The organism is Pseudomonas sp. N-137, from assembly GCF_034555295.1.
In the GTDB taxonomy this organism is placed as follows: domain Bacteria; phylum Pseudomonadota; class Gammaproteobacteria; order Pseudomonadales; family Pseudomonadaceae; genus Aquipseudomonas; species Aquipseudomonas rhizophila.
In genome coordinates this window covers 163,639-179,782 of the sequence record NZ_JAXUDQ010000029.1, presented here as the reverse complement: position 1 = coordinate 179,782, position 16,144 = coordinate 163,639, and the positions used below count along the sequence as shown (strand labels likewise).

Here is a 16,144-nt window from a genome sequence, read left to right as displayed (position 1 = left end):
GTATGGGGGCTCTGACGAAAGCTGAGATGGCGGAACGTCTGTATGAGGAGCTGGGCCTGAATAAACGGGAGGCCAAAGAATTGGTCGAACTGTTTTTCGAAGAAATCAGGCACGCTCTGGAAGACAACGAACAGGTCAAATTGTCCGGTTTCGGCAATTTCGACCTGCGGGACAAACGCCAGCGGCCTGGCCGCAATCCGAAAACGGGTGAAGAAATCCCGATCACGGCTCGCCGTGTGGTCACCTTTCGTCCAGGGCAGAAGTTGAAGGCCCGAGTTGAGGCTTATGCTGGAACCAAGTCATAACGACGAGCTACCCGTCATCCCAGGCAAACGCTACTTCACCATTGGTGAAGTCAGCGAGCTGTGTGCGGTAAAACCGCATGTGCTGCGCTATTGGGAGCAGGAGTTTCCTCAACTCAACCCGGTCAAGCGCCGCGGAAACCGCCGGTATTATCAGCGACAAGACGTGCTGATGATCCGGCAGATCCGCGCGCTGCTGTACGACCAGGGGTTCACCATCGGCGGAGCGCGCTTGCGCCTCTCCGGTGATGAGGCCAAAGACGATACTACCCAGTACAAACAGATGATCCGCCAGATGATCGCCGAGCTTGAAGATGTGCTGGTGGTGCTCAAGAAATAAATTTCTGCTTTTAAATCTTCCAGTTTTCAAAAGCTTGCGATATATTCCTGAGCGTTCCGTTGAGAGACGGAACAAGATTCACGCCTAGTCGGGGCGTAGCGCAGTCCGGTAGCGCACTAGCATGGGGTGCTAGGGGTCGAGTGTTCGAATCACTCCGTCCCGACCATTATTCCTGAGTAAAATCAGACAGTTAAGCCGATCAGATGGATCGGCTTTTTTGTGCTCGCGCAAAACATGCGCAAAACTAACCGGTGATTTCGCTGATATTCAGGTCGGGGATTGCCTCCGACCACACGATATCCGCGTGATCCTTCTGGTAGTTCTGGTCATGCTCTCGCTGGCATGGCCGGCGATCTTCTGCCCATCCTTTCCGGCTTTCTGATACAGGTGCAGCGACAGCGCACGCACTTCGTGGAAGCCCGGCATTTCCTCTTCTATCGACCCCTTGAACAACCCGCCGCTTCCCGACCCCATCGAATCGCTGGCGCCGTAGACGATCACCAGGCCAGAGCCCTTGGCGACCTGGAAGAGGTCTTTATGGATGCGGCAAGGGTAGGCGATTGCGCATATACGATCCGCGAGGTCTTCTTTGTTCATGGCATAGCTCCGCCCGCCGTTTACCGGCAGGCTGTGAGTTGTAAGGGTTTGGTTTGTAGTCAGATGGCTTTGGTGGGGGCTTGTATCAGGGAATAGCTGATATACGAGGAAGCCTCACTCGAATAAGGTTCTGTAGTTCGCCCTGCCAGGTGTTTCAGAGAAATGCTGAGTGGCCGCAGCTGGTCAGGGTGGGCTTTTTTTTGCCATGGCTCCTCTAGATGGGACAGGCCCTGTAAAGCAGGGGGAGGATCATGGCGTCACCTCTTTGATATGGCTGCCTATCCATTTGCGCATTCGTTGCCAGCGCTGCTACGAGGTTTCGTTCCAGCCGCACTCGTCATTCTCAAATACGACCTCGGCGGCCATGGCTGGCGCTATTCTGAAAGCGCCCGAAACTGTTTCTCGGCAATGCGCATCGATGGCGCTCATTTCGATGCCGCGCTTCGCACCGAGAACACCGAGGGTGCAGAACTGCCCGTCAGCTTCAAGCGTGTCCGCCACCAGGCGCTTGTTAGGCATCGCGTCCATTGCGTCGTGAGGTTTGATCAGAAAGGCCTGGTCGCGCTTGACCTTCAACGCCGATGACACGGCGCCACGCCAGCAGATCAGATCCCACCCACCGCAATCGTCGCTGTAGTGCCCACCAGCACACAGGCCCGGAATGGTCAGGCAGAACCAGCCTTCGCCTTCAGGCCGGTCAGGCTCCCAGTAGATGGATGGGCAGGTAACAGGACCAAATACTTTGTCCGGAACCTACACGCAAACTAAAGCGTCCGGTACTTGTACCTGGGATGCTACAAAGCTTTGATAGAGCCTAATTATTCCTTTGCCGCTATAGCGGCTAACTTTGAAGGGGGAGGGGTTAGAGGTTTTTGGAGCTACGGCTACTATCGTTATAAAATCGGTTATTGCGGTGGCTCAGATGCTCAATGAAACGGATACGGTCGGACAGACGTTTAAGCGGGCGTTCTTCCGAGTAGATGGCGTGACGATGTATTTCTTTTGGGCGATATGGGCCGGAATCATGACAAAGGTTCTATTTGATCCCAGCCAGCCAAAAATCGCTGTACTGGTCCTTTTCATGGTTGGCATGATGAACCCCATCCTATTCATCATGATGGGGTTGATGCGGCTACCTGGCTTATTGACGGCGCTGATTCTCGCCGGATTGAATGTTAAAGGCCTCTGGGTTTTCGCGTAGCTTCGACGCTGAACTGGCCTACCGGTATTGGGTACTGATTCGCTGGGCGATGGCTTCGAGTTTTTCAGCCATTGCCCACATGTCGTTGTTGTCGCGGCGGGACGTCACGGGCGCGCGGTGGACGTTGCGGCCGATCAGGATCCAGGCGGCGAGCAGGATTAGCCAAGCCTCGGCCTTTCGGCGAACGAAGCGCCTCATGGCTGCGCTGCTGGGTGAGTTTCGTTCCAGCGCTCGAACGCTTCTAGCGTGGTGGCTGCTTCGATCTTCTCGTCGCAGGTGTAGCAGTGCGCTACGCCGCCGGCGGCGCCGACGTCGCGGTGATCTTGCTTGCAGGGGTTCATGTGCCAGTCATCATCACTGGTGGCTTCTGGATGTTCTGGGCGCTCAGGCGGATAGGCCGGGGCTGTCATCGCTTGGTCAATGGCTGCGCGAAGGCTCTCGCTGTAATTCTCGCCGATGACGCACTCGGTCGGCTTATCCATCCAGTGGCCGACAATCTCGATGCTGATGCTGCTGTCACCGGCATCGCCGTTAGGGCTGCTGTCGAAGCGGACATCCCAGCAATTCGATTCCAGCGCATCCAGCCGGGCCGCGTCACGCTCCAGTTGATCAATCTGCTGATCCGCTGCGTTCAGGCGCAGCTGCAGAGCGTCACGCTCGGCGGTGATGCGTTCGATGTGCTGAGCCAGCGTGCACGCGAAGTCGCCGGCCAGCCGCTCAGCGATGTACTGGCGGTAGTCGTGACGCTTAAGCGCTGTCTTGAACTGGTTGGCGATGTAGCCGCGACCGCCTGCTGGAGTGGCTAGGTCAAACTCAGGCTCGGCGGCGTAGTTTTCTATGGGCATGGGATACCTTGCCGGGTATATTCCCGGCCCTATCTAGAGGATTGGCTTATGGATCGAGTCGTTTTTGGTGGCTGTCTTCTGCTTGTTGTATTCGGTATTTTGCTTGGCTTGGGTGTGGGGTCTACGGAAGTATCTGCCAACAAAATTCGCGGTGTTTTCGAGTTGCTTAGTTTTGCAGGCACCGCTGCAACAGCAATTGTCGCAGTTGCTGCGTTGACTAGCTGGCAAAGTCAGTTCCGGCATTCAGAGAAATTCAAGGTGCTTAAAGATTTTCAAAGCACTTTAGATGATGGAGAATCTGCTTCTGTTTATGTCATGGCTTTGTTTAGAGTGTTTGTTGAGTTGCACGAAAGTAGTGCTTCTGTAGAAATAACTGATCTATTCAACAAGATACAAAGGCCACAGAAGGTTTGGCTTGGCCATTGTGCGAAAGTCGATAAATCTTGGCAGGGTATGTTGCTGCATTTCGATCAGTCAGAAATTTCGATGTTTAGCTTCACGCATCGTGATTTGGAAGAGTTGGTGCAAATTGAAGTTCAAAACATTATACGACTCGGATTTGTCCTAAGTGATCCTGACTTGTCTGGAATGTATGAGGTTTCTGAAAGGTGCGTAAACACCGCCAGGAACAAAAGCCGAACGTTATATTCAGAATCAAATGTCTTGTTAAAAAGGCTGGTTGGTTAGATTTTAGCTATTGTGATCGATACCAGATCATGGGCATTCACAACCCGCATGCCGAGCGCCTTGCCGATATGCACTTCAAGGCTGGCGCCGCGGGAATCCTGCCAGCCGGGCAGGGTGGCCACGGTGTCGCAGTCCATTAGCGCCTTGATGTCCCGGCGCATGCATTCGCTCCAGGTGCCCGGGTCTGGGTTGAGTTCGGCGGGGTTTATGACGGTGTGGCCGGCCTCGCGCAGGCTGGCGGCAGTGGTGTGGAAGAGGGGGAAGTTCAGGTCCAGCATGTTGGTCATGGGGCCGCTGAGGTAGATTCGTTTCACTGGGAGTCCTTGCCGGGGCATGCCCGGGCGGTGGAGTGGGGGAGTAGTGGAAATCCCACAAGAGGAGCGCGCGGGCAGGACAGCAGACCATCGAGCACTACCGTCACCGCACTGTTGAATGGCTGACGGATTGCCGAGGTGCTGCCGAATGAAAAAACTGACTGACCTGATAAACCTGATCGCTGCCGTGGTTCGACTGATCGACGTGATCATCCGTACGGGCTGGGTATGATCTGCTCGGATTCGGCGACGGTTGCGAGTGAAAGACACCGAAGCCTGTGATTTCGTAGTGTCTATCTGGCATCATGTAAAAAACATGGAGCCGGGTAGATGACAGATAAGAGTGAAATTTCAAAGTCCGAATTCAAGAAGAAGGATTTAAATTCTCCGGAGTTTAGAAAGCGAATTGCCGAACAGGCCTGTCGAACCGCTATAGATGACCTGGCTGCATGGAAGTCTATTTACAGTTTGTCAATTGATTTGAGAAATTTTGAAATTTCTCAATTGGTGCAGAGAAATAATTTCTTTATGATTTTTCAGGGGGTTCTCTTCGCCGGAATATGTCAGTCTGCTGGGCAGCTGCCGATAGTTAGTTTCGTTATATGTTTGGTTGGGTTGTTAGTCTCGCTGTTCCAGGCAGGAATGGCCGCTGGCGCGAAGTATTGGCAGGAGCATTGGGAAATTAATTGCAGAAAGTCAGAAGAGTCCATGGTTGAGCTTTTGAAGCGTCACAGAGTGTATAGATATTTGAATGACAAGTTTGATGTAAAACTTTCTCCGGAGGTTGACCAACAGTTACTTCGTAGGAAGGTTTTAATTCACTTATTTCTTGATAACTCGAACAAAGACGAGATCAAAAAAAGCATCTGGAAAGGTAGGCCGTGGGCTCCGGTGGCTAATTTTATGATCTTGGCTAGGTTTTCTTCTAGTCGACTTCCTATATATGTCGGGCTGGTATTAGCATTGGGTTGGGGGATTTTGTTTGTTTCCACCTTTAGGGTCGAGGCACTGGATTGGCACGTTCCAGAAAATATTTCCGGATTTAAACAGCGCCAGGCCCCTGAACCAGTCTTGCCGAAGTAGCCCCCAAATCTCATCGGAAGTCACTCACACAATCCATAGATTGAGCTGCAAAGCTCAACCTCTTGATCAACCCGGATTAGGTCATATTGACGGCCCCCGCGAGAGGTTGTAGCCCACTCGACCCTGGCGTGAATGCCGTGGGATAGTGTCCCGGCGTCTGCGGCTGATGTCGCGCCAAGGTCTGAAGCTGGGAAAAAGGTCGCAACCTTCGTTTTGCTGACCTTCGATATCAGTTTGCTCCCACTTGGCAAGCCGCTCAAGCTCTTCAGGAAAGCGTTTGCTTATTTCAAGAAGCTCGTCCTTGCCGGCGTTTATGCATGGCATACAGCCGACCCGACGCATACCCAGCTCATACAGGGGGTTCGATTTGAGCCCATGCTTTCGATGCATCTCGAAGCAATCTTCTGCCGTCCACGGAAGGATGGGGCGGTAGTTCCAAAGTTCTGCTCCGCTGCTGCGCGTCAGCACGTGCTCTGATGCGGACAACAGGGCCCGCTTCGCTCCTTCGTCAGCTCTAACCCCTTGCCACGATCGGACATCGTCGCCTGCGTCGAGCAGGGGAAGGTGAACTTGTTTGGTCAGTTGGTCTCGCTTGAGCTCTTTGGAACAGAACGCCACCTTTGTGGATGGAAACCGGCCGTGAACCATACACATGTCGAGGAAAGGATTCCCAGTGGTGTAGAGCAAGCCAAGGGCCTGTTCGGCAATCTCTGGCGTCCACTCATACCGGCCCTGGTTCTTGTGCGTTCCGGCGATCACGTTGCGCATCATCTGGCGACGGCCTTCGATCTGTTTCGTGAAGTCGGCGCGAATCCAGCGGATCGGCACGCCGGTAGACTGCTCGACATAGCGAACGTACTCGTATGTTGAAGGGTGCTCGTTACCGGTGTCTGCGAAGACTGCCTGAAGGTGCTCTACCTCCTGCTCTACTGCCAGCAGGAGCATGGCAGTGCTGTCCTTTCCGCCGCTGTAGCTGATGACGTTGTGCTCGATGGTCATGGCGTTTTCCAGGTGCGCACCGGCCTCGCCGGTTGGCGTGATTCGAGTTTGTGGGCTATTGGTTGATGGCCCGGCATGAGGCCGGATCAAGGAGAGAAGCAATGGCGACAGATCGTGAAATCGCGCTGGAACAGGCACTTATTGCCGTTATCGCAGCAGCGGAGGCGGCCGGGGGCGACGTTCAGGGATTATTGAGTAACGCGCACGGGCTGATCATTGGGCACAGCCCGTACCGCCAGGTCGAACACCCATATGTCACGATGGCTTGCCAGGAGATCAGCGAGGCACACGCCACTGTCCTAACGCTTAAGCCATGAGTAGGCGGACTCAGTAGATGATCAGGCGCCACCCTCCGTGCCCGGTGGTGGCAATTTGGTTTGGGTTGGGGTATCACGGGTGACCGGCATGGAGATGGATCAAGGAGATGGCTTTGGAGGCAGCAACATGGGCGAATGTGATCGCAGGTCTAGCGCTTTTTGTATCTGTAGCAGCTGCTGTATTTTCGTGGAGATCCGTATCCCAGGCGAAGCGGGCTAATAGCATCGCCATTCATCAATACCAGAAGGAACTTCATCGGGCGTTTTTCGAAGTTCGAAGGCTCTTGAGTGGTCGCGGATTATTTTTGAAGCAGCAGGAGTTAGCTCCGTATGGGATGATTCTGCGGTCATCCTCGCTCTACGTCAGTGAGGCGCTTTCTGCGAAACTGCTTGAGTTCTACGATAGTTGCTTTCAAGTAGAAAATTTACACACCTGCCTCGAAATGAATCGCGATTATGCACGACTTATCGCAAACGAGGAGACGGGTCTAGCCGGCGCCGACTTTGAAGCGCACCGAGCGAGTGCTGATGATCAAGTAGTTAAAGCGCGCAAGGATTTAATGGACTGCCTGACGCTGACAACAGTGTTAGGAACGGTAATTGAATCTAAATTTGTTAAAGAGATAAAGCTTAGCTGACGGCCTGGCTCCCGACTCTATGACCGGTGGTGGCAATTTGGTTTTGGATGATGTTTTATGGTTTACCGGCATGGGCCGGCACAAGGAGAGAAAATGAGCAACTTCCCGTTCACTGTTGGAGATTTGCAGCGTCAGCTACAGAACCTTGATCCAGATGACATTCTCGAGTTTCAAGGCGGGCTGACCTTCAACAGAATCAAAAGGCGAGGCGATGATTTGCAGGTTCTGGAATTTTGCGAGGCTCAAGGCTTCTTGGAAGACAAATTCAAGAAGTCGAACCCGCATGTTCAGGTCGTTTTTATCAAAGCTGAACCCTTCGAAGAAGGTGAGCTGATTCAAGAAATCGACGTAAACATTCGATAGCCACAACTTCATCACATACGTACCCGGAGAAAGTAATGTTCCCAAACGAGTGCTGTGCTCAATCGATCCGCTCCTATGATGACGAAGATCGGCTTGGAACCTTCCGAGTTACCGGTGGGCGCGATGCAATCGACATAGAAATGACGCTTGTGTGCAACTCCTGTGCTGAGACGTGGAGCAGAACATACAAGTCCGACCATTCATTGTTCTGGATAAAAAAGAACCCAGAAGCTTAATCGTCCTTACTGATACGCAGTTCTTCGCGTCTGTAGGCCAACTCCAATTTCCGCGACACGTTTTCGGGTATCTCGTATTCGTGTCGCGGAGCGGTAAGGAACTGAGCAGATCCACCCGGGCCAAGTCCATGCAGATGATGAATCATCAGCGTGATGGCCTCGCCCTGTTCCTCGATGTCGCTCCAGGCCATCAGCTCAGCCAATGCCTGGCGTGTTCCAGCCATACAATGCAGCCTGATTTCCTCTTCGCCGCGGCTCTTTCGCTTCGCCGCGGTCTTTGCTGACCGTTCTTTCTGAGCTGCAGCCATGGCAGGTCTCCGTTATTCCGCTGGCCGGCAAGTCCAGCCAGGTCTGTCGTTTGCGTTGTTGGGTGCGAAAACGTCTCACGCTGCAACCTTCAGTTGATGCCAGGCACCGGCGGCGTGGAACAGCTCCGCGGCCTGCGCCTCATCGAGCGATACCTCCGCAGGGATGGCGATCCAGCCAGACGCCACCAGGTGGTTCGGGTTGCGGCTTTCGCGCAGCTCCAGGTAGTAATGCTCGATGGCATCCGTCAGGCGCTCGACCTTGTAAATGCCCTGTGGCGATATCTCCACCGACTTGATGTACTCGGCGCCGCGCTCGTCTCGACACATGGCGCCGATGTAAATCGTCCAGTGCTAGGAGAAGTCGAAAATGGCGTTGGCGATCGCCAAACTGCGGATTTGCCGACAGCTCTTCCAGTTCGCCATGATCTGGGAGCCGCTTGGGTCGATGTTCACGACTGCGACGTGATTAGTCCTGAGCAACGCCCGGCAACTGCGCTCGGCCCGGGCGAAACCGTTGTTGGGTTTGCGTTTCGACTTCATAGTGCGTCCGCCATCTTGCGTAGGGCGCGGCGCTCGGCCAGGGTCAGCTTGCGCGGTTTGCGCTTGAGGACCGTTTCAGGGTCTATCCGCGTTGAGCGGGGCGGCGGAATGGGGTTACGCGGCGGGCTTTGCAGTTCGGCGATCTGTCCGCCGGCGGCCAGGTACTGCGCGATTCGCTCTGCGATCGACTCGGCATCTGGCCGGTGCTGCTCGACGAGGTTGAGGTGGTTGCTAATCATGCTCAAGCTCCCATTCTATGGGCCTGCGCCCTTGCTTTGTCTGCGACTTCATCAACCATCCTGCCAAGCTCCAGATTGAACTGGACCAGCTCTTGATGAAGCATCGCGATGTACTCGTCATCGCGCTTAATGGTTTCGATGTACAGGCGGCAGTCTTCATCTTGGCGCGGATCGAACGACAGGAAATCCCACCATTCCCGGCCTGTGACGAACATGCAGCCCTGAACCTGCGGCTTGTGTTCGTCGGGCATTCCTTCGAGCCAGGTGCGAACGTGGACAGCCTCATTGAATGGGCACTTCGACTCAATGCCCCCGTCATCGCCAATCAAACCGTCCGGCGAACAGCCCAGCCAGTCGTATTTTGGGTGAACCACAAACCCGGACTTGATGACGGTATTGCCGGTCAGGATTTCGTAAAAGTCGTGACTCGACTGCTCGACTTCCGTGCCCCAGGCCATCGACTTGCTGCTGACTGAATGCTTCGACCTGTTAGCCAGGCGCTCAAAGGCCAGCTCGCGCATGTAGGTGGTGCGGGCTGCAAGCGGCTTGCGTTTGCTATGCTTGTCACGATCACCCCAAGCAATCACATCCTTGAACCTGCTTGCTGTTAGGCGACCGCTGCGGTCCTGATGCCACTGCTCCGTGCGCTGAAGATCTACGGCGGCGCTCATTGAGTGCCTCCTTGCTGATCGCTTTCAGAATCAACGTCTGCGCTCTCGTTGACGGTCGTGAACTCCGCATCAATGGTCTGTGCAATCGTCTTCAGTTCGCCGTGACGAGTTACGCCAATGGCGCCGCGCTGCTGAGGCTTCAGCGCCTTCCAGGCCTTTTCGTAACCCTCAATACCCTGTTCCTGAGCGATCTTTTTCAACTGCTCGAATAGGTCAGTGGTTGCGTCGGCTGTATCGCCCTGAGGAACTGATGCGGCGCCCACGTCTGCTGGCTTTTAGTTGGTAGATCTCGGGGTAACGTCTGTTTCAGAAAGCGCATAGCCGTCGTCCAGTTCGTCGCGTGTGTACACGCCCAAGATCACGTCAGGGCAATACAGCCGGGCGCATTTTTTGAGGGTCAGGTACGCGATCTGCTGCTTGGATCGTCCGCCCATAGCGTCGAGTTCCGTGTTCGCGCTTGAGTCATCAAGGTGGTCAGTTCGCGGGGAGAGTCCTCAGCCACGAACGTAGCCCAAACGCGGACCCCAAGCCCTTTCTCGTCGTTTATGTTCCAGTTTGGGGTGCGGTACTTCTTCGGCTGCGGATACCGTATTCGCAGCCTCGATCAGATGCCCGAGCTCGGCGCTGTTGCTGTTTTTTTGCTGACAAGGGCTTCGATGCTGAAGCCCTGCGGCGCTACTGTGACCATTGCCGGATGCAGCCGGGAATAGATCCAACAATACGTCTGGTTATCGCGGCTTACCTTGAAACACTGTTGCGAGAATCGGTCATGGCCGACAAGGCCACGGAGGTCGCTGCTGTGCGCGTTTCTACACCTAACTTCACATACACATGCTCCAGATGTTTGTTCACGGTGCGTGGGCTCAGATCAAGAATGGTGCCGATGTCGCGGTTGGTCTTGCCGCAGGCCACCCAGCGCAGAACCTCGACTTCCCGACCGGTGAGCTGAAAGCGTGCCGACAGCACCCTCTGCGCCGGCTCGTCGTCCAGGCTCGGCGCGGCTGGCTGTGACGCCGCTCGGGCCGACAGCAGGATGCGCGAGGTGCGCAGGTGTGCGGCGACCCGGGCCAGCACTTCGTCGGTCTGGATCGGCTTGGTCACGTAGTCGCTGCCACCGACTTCAAAGCCCTGGACCACATGCCTGCTTTCCGTCAGCGCGGTCATGAACAGCACCGGAATATCGGCGTTGGCCGGTTGCTCCTTGATCCGCCGGCAGGTCTCGAAACCGTCCAGGCCCGGCATCATCGCATCCAGCAGGATCAGGTCCGGACGCCGGCGTTCGATGCGGTTCAGGGCGCTGAGCCCGTCGAGGGCCACCAGCACCATGTAGCCGGCATCGTTGAGGGCGTCGGAGAGCATGGCGAGGTTGTCCGGGGTGTCGTCCACAATCAGCACGACACCGGGTTCAGCGACTGTGGTCAATACATTCATCTTCTGCCTCCTTGAGGGCGCGGTTGATTTCGTCCAGGCGAAAGTTTTTCAGCAGCTTGCGTAGGGAACTGATGAAAGGGGCGGTGGCTGGCGTCTCGGCCTGGATGGCGTCAAGTTTTTCGTGCAGACCGCGTACGTAGCCAATGGCGCTGAGTTCGCCGAGGGCGATGAGGTCAGGCTGTGAGGGCAATACCCCCGGTACGGGGAATGTCGCAGGGGCTGGTTTTTCGCGGCGCAGCCAGTGCAGGTCGAGTTGCTGCTGGATCCGTTCGAGCAGCTCCGGGGTGTTTACCGGCTTGGCAAGGTAGTCGTTGCAGGCACTGGCCAGGCTGCGCTCGCGCTCGTCGTTAAAGGCATTGGCCGATATCACGATGATCGGTGCTGTGGACAACGCATTGCGGCGGATCAGTCGGCTGGTTTCCCAGCCATCCATCGTCGGCATCGACAGGTCCATGAGGATCAGGTCCGGCCCCCGCAGGGCGACCTGGCGAATCGCTTCCTGGCCGTTGCTGGCCTGGATCACTTCAAAGCCCAGGGGCGTAAGCATGCCGCTGAGGACCTTGCGATGGTCCACATGGTCGTCCACTACCAGCACCAGACGCCGCGGCCCCTGGTAGCCGATGATGTCGTGTTCGACATGGATCACCGCTTGCGGCACCCGTACTTGCGAGAGAAACAGGCGCACCTGGAAACAGGTGCCCTTGTCCTGCTGACTCTTGACCTGCAACTCGCCGCCCATCAGCGAGGTGAGCATGCGGGTAATGGTCAGGCCCAGGCCAACGCCCTTGTCCTGGCGCATCAGATCACCGCGCTCGAAAGGCTGGAAGATTCGCTCGATGTGCTCGGGGTCGATGCCGATACCCGTGTCGATGATGTCGAAGGTTGCCGTCTCGCGCATGTAACTGACCCGCAGGCAGACCTCGCCGCTGTCGGTGAAGTTGACCGCATTGCCCAACAGGTTAATGAGGATCTGCCGGACGCGCTTTTCGTCGCCCCGCACTACCGCCGGTATCTTGCCGATCAGCTCCAGGCGAAAGCGCAACCCTTTGTCCCGGGCTTGTGGGGTGAACATCAGCTCCAGATCGTGGATCAGTTCCGGGAAGGGGATTTCCGTCGATTCCAGGCGCAATTTGCCGGCCTCGATCTTGGCCACATCGAGCAGGCCGTCGATCAGCGACAGCAGGTGCGAGCCGCTGCGCAGGATGGTCGCCAGGGCATCCTGATGCTGCTCCGGCATGGCCGCATCGCGCTGCAGGATCTGGGTAAAACCGAGGATGCTGTTCAACGGCGTACGCAGTTCGTGAGACAGTCCGGTGACGTAGCGACTCTTGGCCGCGTTGGCCGCCTCGGAAGCCTCCTTGGCATCTTGCAGGGCCTGGTCGGTCAAGCGGTGGGCTTCGATTTCCTGCATCAGCAGCAGGGTCTGGCGGTCCGATTCTTCCTGGGCCACGCGGCGGCTTTCCCGCGTCAGAACCACCCACCAGGCGAGGATGGCCGCCAGTACCGAGAGCGTCAGGAAGGCCTGGAAAAATGCCTGGTACAGCGTCGCCTGGGCTTGCGGCGAGTGGGGCAGCCCCTGGGAGGCCTGGCCATAGATCAGCGCCAGAGCGCCGCTGAGCATCAGGATCAGCGCGAGCAGCAGGCCCAGGTAATGGACTAGCCGGGTGTGCAGGCGTGGCACCGTGGCATTGGGCAACAACCAATGCAACAGCGCTTCGAATTGCGCCGACAGACGCCCGTGGGGTTTGCAGCGATCGCCGCAACGCGCGTCCAGCGAACAGCAAAGCGAGCAGATGGGCGTGCTGTAGGCCGGACAGAAAGCCATGTCGGCGGTTTCGAATGGGTTGCTGCACAGGCCGCAGGTGATCTGCGTGCTCGCAGCTACCGGTTGCAGCAGTAACGGATCGCTGGTGCGGGCGATGTAATAGCGGCTACGGGTGGCCCAGGCCAGCAGCGGGGTCATGACCAGCGAGGTGCCGAGGGCGACGAAGGGCGGAGCGGCCTGGGCCAGTGCACCAAATAGACCGAAGTGGGCGAGGACCGACAGCAGCGAGGCGATCAGCATGGAGCCGACGCCCACCGGGTTGATGTCGTAGAGGTGAGCGCGCTTGAACTCGATGTACTTCGGTGACAACCCCAAGGGTTTGTTGATCACCAGGTCGGCGACCACCGAGCCGATCCAGGCGATGGCGATGTTGGCGTAGAGACCGAGCACCTGGTCGATGACGTCGAATACCCCCAACTCCATCAGCATCAGGGCAATGGCCACATTGAACACCAGCCAAACTACGCGGCCGGGGTGACTGTGGGTGACCCGGGCGAAAAAGTTCGACCAGGCCAGGGAGCCGGCGTAGGCGTTGGTCAGGTTGATCTTCATCTGCGAGACGAAGACGAACAGCACCATGGCCGCCAGGGCCCATTCCGGCGAGGCGAACACATAACCGAAGGCCACCAGGTACATCTGGGTCGGTTCCGTAGCGCGCTCGATGGGGATCTCGTGTTGCAGGGCGAGAAACGCCAGGAAGGCGCCAGCGAACATTTTCAGGGCGCCGGGCAGGATCCAGCCGGGGCCGGCGCAGAGCAGGGCGGCCCACCAGCGCTTGCGGTTGGCCGCGGTTTTTTCCGGCAGGAAGCGCAGGTAGTCGACCTGTTCGCCGATCTGCGTCACCAGGGATAGGGCCACGGTACAGGCTGCGCAAAACGCCAGCAGATTGAAGTCGCCGCTGGCATCACGGCCCCGGAAACTGGTCCAGTCGCTGAAGGCCTCGGGGTTTTTCAGCAGCACAAACAGATAGGGCAGCACCAGCAGCACCAGCCACAGTGGCTGGGTCCAGAGTTGCAGGCGGCTGATCAGGGTCACCCCATAGGCCACCAGGGGGATCACCAGCACAGAGCAGATCACATAGGCAAAGGCCAATGGGATATGGAAGTACAGCTCCAAGGCCAGGGCCATGATCGCTGCTTCCAGGGCGAAGAACAGAAAGGTGAAGCTGGCGTAGATCAGCGAGGTGATGGTCGAGCCGATGTAGCCGAAGCCGGCACCGCGGGTCAACAGGTCCATATCGACGCCGTAGCGGGCGGCGTAGTAGCTGACGGGCAGGCCGGTGAGGAAGATGATCAGGCTCACGGCGAGGATCGCCCAGAAGGTGTTGGTGAAGCCGTAGCTCAGGGCCAATACCCCGCCAATCGCCTCCAGGGCCAGGAACGACACCGCTCCCAGGGCGGTGTTGGCAATGCGCAGCTCCGACCACTTGCGGAAGGACTTTGGTGTGTAACGCAGGGCGTAGTCTTCCATGGTTTCGTCGGCGACCCAACTGTTGTAGTCGCGACGGATCTTGGCGATGCGCTGGGTGCCAGGTGGAAGCACGGCGAAAGACTCCTGGGGTCAAGGCGCTCCGTGCCTGTCGGGTGTGCCCGTGGCGGATAGCCGAGCAATTTTCATGCCCTGCACCACGCCGTCTTGCCGCGCCAGCTGTTGCCTGCGCACGCGTCCGCGCAATGCCGTTCAGGCGGGGCCTGGGGCGATAGCCTGCGCCGCCTTGGTGCATTTTTCCCTACGTCAAATGACGTATGCGCTTACGTCAGGCTGCGTATACCCGTCACCGATCCGCGCCGCCATGCTGATGCCACCACCGTTGCCGGCCGCCTCAAGGCGAGCTGTCAGCGTCACCGCAGAGGAGTAGCAGCATGGAACCACGATTGATCCGCACTAAAGGCCTGTTGCCGCGCCGCCTGGCTCTGGGGGCGGCGGCCCTGTCGTTATTGGCTGCCAGTGTGTTCAGCCAGGGTGTATGGGCGGACGAGGCCAACAGCACCGGCCTGGCGGTGACCGCCACTGAGGTCACGGTCGGCCAGTTGCACTCGGCTACCGGCACCATGGCGATTTCCGAGACCGGCTCGATCCAGGCCGAACGCCTGGCCATCGAGCAGATCAACGCTTCAGGCGGCATCCTCGGTCGGCAGATCAAGGTGATCCAGGAAGACGGCGCCTCCGACTGGCCGACCTTCGCCGAGAAGGCCAAGAAGCTTTTGGTCAACGACAAGGTGGCAACGGTGTTCGGTTGCTGGACCTCGGCCTCGCGCAAGGCTGTGCTGCCGATTTTCGAGAAAGAAAATGGCCTGCTCTACTACCCGACTTTCTACGAGGGGCTGGAGCAGTCGAAGAACGTGATCTACACCGGCCAGGAAGCCACCCAGCAAATCCTCGCCAGCCTCGACTGGATCGCCAAGACCAAAGGCGCCAAAACCTTCTACCTGGTGGGGTCGGACTATATCTGGCCACGCACCTCGATGAAGATTGCGCGCAAACACATTGAAAACGTGCTGCACGGCACCGTGGTCGGCGAAGACTACTACCCGCTGGGCAACACCCAGTTCGGCTCGCTGATCAACAAAGTCAAGCTGAAGAAGCCCGACGTTGTGTTCGCCGCCGTGGTAGGTGGCTCCAACGTGGCCTTCTACAAACAACTCAATGCGGCGGGCGTCAATTCGGCCAAGCAGACCTTGCTCACCCTGTCGGTGACCGAGGATGAATTGCTGGGCATCGGCGGCGAAAACATGGCCGGCTTCTACGCCTCGATGAAGTACTTCCAGAGCCTGGACAACCCCAACAACAAAGCCTTCGTCGACGCTTTCAAGGCCAAGTACGGCAAGGATTCGGTGATCGGCGACGTGACCCAGGCTGCGTATCTGGGCCCATGGCTGTGGAAGGCTGCGGTGGAGAAAGCCGGCAGCTTCGATATCGACAAAGTGGTTGCAGCCTCGCCGGGCATCGAGTTGAAAACCGCGCCTGAAGGCTACGTCAAAGTGCATGAAAACCATCACCTGTGGAGCAAGACCCGCATCGGTGAAGTGCAACCCGATGGCCAGTTCAAAGTGGTGTACGAGTCCGATCTGATCGAACCGAATCCGTTTCCTAAAGGCTATCAGTAAGGTCCGGGCCTATCGCGGCAAGCCGACTCCAACACTTTGTAGGAGCTGGCTTGCCGGCGATGGAGCTCCATCGTTTCTCCACATCCTCCCTCCAAGCAGGA

20 protein-coding genes, 1 tRNA gene and 3 pseudogenes are annotated in these 16,144 nt (G+C 57.2%); 10 read left to right on the top strand and 14 right to left on the bottom strand.

The features are described from left to right. The first annotated feature begins 2 nt into the window (after positions 1–2). From ihfA to T3A99_RS20635, 3 genes are all read left to right on the top strand, one after another. Positions 3–305 carry an integration host factor subunit alpha gene (gene ihfA, locus T3A99_RS20645; protein WP_002553164.1) on the top strand — a complete coding sequence of 101 codons (303 nt, stop codon included), beginning with the start codon at positions 3–5 and terminating at the stop codon, positions 303–305. Then, positions 286–642 (top strand): MerR family transcriptional regulator, encoded by a 357-nt coding sequence (locus T3A99_RS20640; protein WP_003179985.1) that lies wholly within the window; start codon positions 286–288, stop codon positions 640–642. The genes ihfA and T3A99_RS20640 overlap by 20 nt, the downstream gene beginning before the upstream one ends. An 89-nt stretch (positions 643–731) precedes the next feature. Continuing rightward, positions 732–808: transfer RNA gene (locus T3A99_RS20635), tRNA-Pro, on the top strand. A gap of 78 nt (positions 809–886) precedes the next feature. Here the strand turns inward: T3A99_RS20635 and T3A99_RS20630 are convergent. Both T3A99_RS20630 and T3A99_RS20625 read right to left on the bottom strand, forming a co-directional pair. After that, a pseudogene (locus tag T3A99_RS20630) lies at positions 887–1,124 on the bottom strand (integrase); the annotation flags it as partial. 424 nt (positions 1,125–1,548) lie between these two features. Then, positions 1,549–1,827: a hypothetical protein gene (locus T3A99_RS20625; RefSeq protein ID WP_274091149.1), complete on the bottom strand. Its 279-nt coding sequence runs from the start codon at positions 1,825–1,827 to the stop codon at positions 1,549–1,551. A gap of 334 nt (positions 1,828–2,161) precedes the next feature. Here T3A99_RS20625 and T3A99_RS20620 point away from each other — a divergent pair, with 334 nt between their 5' ends. Next, positions 2,162–2,440 carry a hypothetical protein gene (locus T3A99_RS20620; RefSeq protein WP_274091150.1) on the top strand — a complete coding sequence of 93 codons (279 nt, stop codon included), beginning with the start codon at positions 2,162–2,164 and terminating at the stop codon, positions 2,438–2,440. Between the two features lie 18 nt (positions 2,441–2,458). Here T3A99_RS20620 and T3A99_RS20615 read toward each other — a convergent pair whose 3' ends face one another. Both T3A99_RS20615 and T3A99_RS20610 read right to left on the bottom strand, forming a co-directional pair. Beyond that, positions 2,459–2,638, bottom strand: coding sequence for a hypothetical protein (locus T3A99_RS20615; RefSeq protein WP_139050675.1), 180 nt, complete (start codon positions 2,636–2,638; stop codon positions 2,459–2,461). Further along, on the bottom strand, positions 2,635–3,285 hold the full coding sequence (locus T3A99_RS20610; RefSeq protein WP_322834755.1) for a hypothetical protein: 651 nt from the start codon (positions 3,283–3,285) through the stop codon (positions 2,635–2,637). The genes T3A99_RS20615 and T3A99_RS20610 overlap by 4 nt, the downstream gene beginning before the upstream one ends. 48 nt (positions 3,286–3,333) lie before the next feature. Here T3A99_RS20610 and T3A99_RS20605 point away from each other — a divergent pair, with 48 nt between their 5' ends. After that, on the top strand, positions 3,334–3,972 hold the full coding sequence (locus T3A99_RS20605; protein ID WP_322834754.1) for a hypothetical protein: 639 nt from the start codon (positions 3,334–3,336) through the stop codon (positions 3,970–3,972). Here the strand turns inward: T3A99_RS20605 and T3A99_RS20600 are convergent. Continuing rightward, positions 3,969–4,286 (bottom strand): DUF4406 domain-containing protein, encoded by a 318-nt coding sequence (locus T3A99_RS20600; RefSeq protein WP_322834753.1) that lies wholly within the window; start codon positions 4,284–4,286, stop codon positions 3,969–3,971. The two genes, T3A99_RS20605 and T3A99_RS20600, sit on opposite strands and share 4 nt — an antisense overlap. A 330-nt stretch (positions 4,287–4,616) precedes the next feature. Between T3A99_RS20600 and T3A99_RS20595 the strand changes: the two genes are divergently transcribed. Beyond that, complete coding sequence (locus T3A99_RS20595; RefSeq protein ID WP_322834752.1) at positions 4,617–5,369, top strand: hypothetical protein; 753 nt, start codon at positions 4,617–4,619, stop codon at positions 5,367–5,369. Between the two features lie 81 nt (positions 5,370–5,450). Here T3A99_RS20595 and T3A99_RS20590 read toward each other — a convergent pair whose 3' ends face one another. Further along, positions 5,451–6,368, bottom strand: a complete 918-nt coding sequence (locus tag T3A99_RS20590; protein WP_322834751.1) for a phosphoadenosine phosphosulfate reductase family protein — start codon at positions 6,366–6,368, stop codon at positions 5,451–5,453. Between the two features lie 101 nt (positions 6,369–6,469). Here T3A99_RS20590 and T3A99_RS20585 point away from each other — a divergent pair, with 101 nt between their 5' ends. From T3A99_RS20585 to T3A99_RS20575, 3 genes are all read left to right on the top strand, one after another. Then, on the top strand, positions 6,470–6,685 hold the full coding sequence (locus tag T3A99_RS20585; RefSeq protein ID WP_322834750.1) for a hypothetical protein: 216 nt from the start codon (positions 6,470–6,472) through the stop codon (positions 6,683–6,685). A 107-nt stretch (positions 6,686–6,792) separates the two neighbouring features. After that, entirely contained in the window at positions 6,793–7,323 is a 531-nt protein-coding gene (locus tag T3A99_RS20580) for a hypothetical protein (RefSeq protein WP_322834749.1), read from the top strand. A gap of 93 nt (positions 7,324–7,416) precedes the next feature. Further along, complete coding sequence (locus tag T3A99_RS20575) at positions 7,417–7,686, top strand: hypothetical protein (protein WP_322834748.1); 270 nt, start codon at positions 7,417–7,419, stop codon at positions 7,684–7,686. 232 nt (positions 7,687–7,918) lie between these two features. On the opposite strand, the gene T3A99_RS20570 is transcribed toward T3A99_RS20575, so the two are convergent. The 8 genes and pseudogenes from T3A99_RS20570 to T3A99_RS20540 form a co-directional block, all read right to left on the bottom strand. Beyond that, on the bottom strand, positions 7,919–8,230 hold the full coding sequence (locus T3A99_RS20570; protein WP_322834747.1) for a hypothetical protein: 312 nt from the start codon (positions 8,228–8,230) through the stop codon (positions 7,919–7,921). Positions 8,231–8,305: 75 nt separating this feature from the next. After that, positions 8,306–8,770, bottom strand: a pseudogene (locus T3A99_RS20565) (hypothetical protein). Then, complete coding sequence (locus T3A99_RS20560) at positions 8,767–9,009, bottom strand: hypothetical protein (protein ID WP_322834746.1); 243 nt, start codon at positions 9,007–9,009, stop codon at positions 8,767–8,769. The pseudogene T3A99_RS20565 and the gene T3A99_RS20560 overlap by 4 nt, the downstream one beginning before the upstream one ends. A 2-nt stretch (positions 9,010–9,011) precedes the next feature. After that, the gene (locus T3A99_RS20555; RefSeq protein WP_322834745.1) at positions 9,012–9,680 is read right to left on the bottom strand and encodes a lambda exonuclease family protein; all 669 of its coding nucleotides are present in this window, start codon (positions 9,678–9,680) and stop codon (positions 9,012–9,014) included. Beyond that, positions 9,677–9,943: a hypothetical protein gene (locus T3A99_RS20550; RefSeq protein WP_322834744.1), complete on the bottom strand. Its 267-nt coding sequence runs from the start codon at positions 9,941–9,943 to the stop codon at positions 9,677–9,679. Before T3A99_RS20550 ends, T3A99_RS20555 begins: the two co-directional genes overlap by 4 nt. 12 nt (positions 9,944–9,955) lie before the next feature. Further along, positions 9,956–10,272: pseudogene (locus T3A99_RS27980) on the bottom strand (recombinase RecT). Between the two features lie 146 nt (positions 10,273–10,418). Continuing rightward, positions 10,419–11,111 (bottom strand): response regulator, encoded by a 693-nt coding sequence (locus T3A99_RS20545; protein WP_047229344.1) that lies wholly within the window; start codon positions 11,109–11,111, stop codon positions 10,419–10,421. Continuing rightward, the gene (locus tag T3A99_RS20540) at positions 11,086–14,478 is read right to left on the bottom strand and encodes an ATP-binding protein (protein ID WP_322834743.1); all 3,393 of its coding nucleotides are present in this window, start codon (positions 14,476–14,478) and stop codon (positions 11,086–11,088) included. The genes T3A99_RS20545 and T3A99_RS20540 overlap by 26 nt, the downstream gene beginning before the upstream one ends. Positions 14,479–14,798: 320 nt before the next feature. Here T3A99_RS20540 and urtA point away from each other — a divergent pair, with 320 nt between their 5' ends. Continuing rightward, positions 14,799–16,043: an urea ABC transporter substrate-binding protein gene (gene urtA / locus T3A99_RS20535; RefSeq protein ID WP_047229346.1), complete on the top strand. Its 1,245-nt coding sequence runs from the start codon at positions 14,799–14,801 to the stop codon at positions 16,041–16,043. Positions 16,044–16,144: the final 101 nt, after the last annotated feature.